Origin of the sequence: Bartonella sp. TS82HLJMH, from assembly GCF_042193495.1 — a bacterium.
Classification (GTDB): domain Bacteria; phylum Pseudomonadota; class Alphaproteobacteria; order Rhizobiales; family Rhizobiaceae; genus Bartonella; species Bartonella grahamii.
The window spans coordinates 1-803 of record NZ_JBHILU010000088.1 but is presented as its reverse complement, the minus strand read 5'-3'; the positions used below and the strand labels follow the sequence as shown (position 1 = coordinate 803).

The following is an 803-nucleotide window of genomic DNA, read 5'->3' as shown; positions in this document are numbered from 1 at the left end:
TCTTGACAAATATTCGTTTATAAACGAATATACATCATGTTTGAAATACGTCACTACCTTACTTCTGATGGCAAAGACTTGATAGCTGATTGGCTGCGAAAGCTCCGTGATATGCAGGCTAAAACTGCAATTATTCGCCGCCTTAATCGTTTAGAGCAGGGAAACTTTGGTGATTTCAAGCCGCTTCGTGAGGGTGTTCATGAATTGCGTATTAATGTTGGTCCTGGCTACCGAGTTTATTATGTCCAATCTGGAAAGACCGTATTGTTGCTATTATGCGGTGGCAGCAAAAAAACACAAGAGACTGATATCACTCGTGCATGTGCTTGCTGGCGTGATTGGCAAAACCGTGAAGATTAAAGGAGTGCAAAAATGAAAGACCGTAACCATGATGATGCAATGGCAGAAATATTCCGTGATGATCCTGAGTTGGCAGCAGCTACCCTTGATGCAATCCTAGCAGATGGTGATCAGGGTGAGCTGCTTGTAACTCTACGCCAAATGGCCAAAGCTTATGGTGGTGTTCAAGCTGTAGCTAAAGCAGCCAACTTGAACCCAACACAACTTTACCGTACACTTTCAGAAAAAGGTAATCCAGAGTTCCGCAGCTTGAATGCTTTACTGCGTACCATGGGGTTTCGTTTGGCTGTACAGCCTCTTGAACGACCAGTTCCACACGTGTAACTTTAGTTCCACTCCCCACCTTTAAAGATGGGGAAGGGAGGTATTTAAGCAATCATTTTTAATGAGGGGCTCTACATCTAGTTTATAACCTATCATGTATCCTCTTCATCCATATGGAT

At 43.2% G+C, this 803-nt stretch carries 2 protein-coding genes; both read left to right on the top strand.

Features of this window, described 5'->3' with window-relative positions:
- Positions 1-36 precede the first annotated feature (36 nt).
- Positions 37-360, top strand: a complete 324-nt coding sequence (locus ACFIKO_RS09395) for a type II toxin-antitoxin system RelE/ParE family toxin (protein WP_015857128.1) — start codon at positions 37-39, stop codon at positions 358-360.
- A gap of 12 nt (positions 361-372) precedes the next feature.
- Positions 373-684, top strand: a complete 312-nt coding sequence (locus tag ACFIKO_RS09390; RefSeq protein WP_208439803.1) for a DNA-binding protein — start codon at positions 373-375, stop codon at positions 682-684.
- Positions 685-803 lie beyond the last annotated feature (119 nt).

Bases quoted from the DNA above. Each gene is read 5' to 3' on its own strand.
- ACFIKO_RS09390 (WP_208439803.1), top strand. From the start codon at position 373: ATGAAAGACCGTAACCATGATGATGCAATGGCAGAAATATTCCGTGAT.
- ACFIKO_RS09395 (WP_015857128.1), top strand. From the start codon at position 37: ATGTTTGAAATACGTCACTACCTTACTTCTGATGGCAAAGACTTGATA.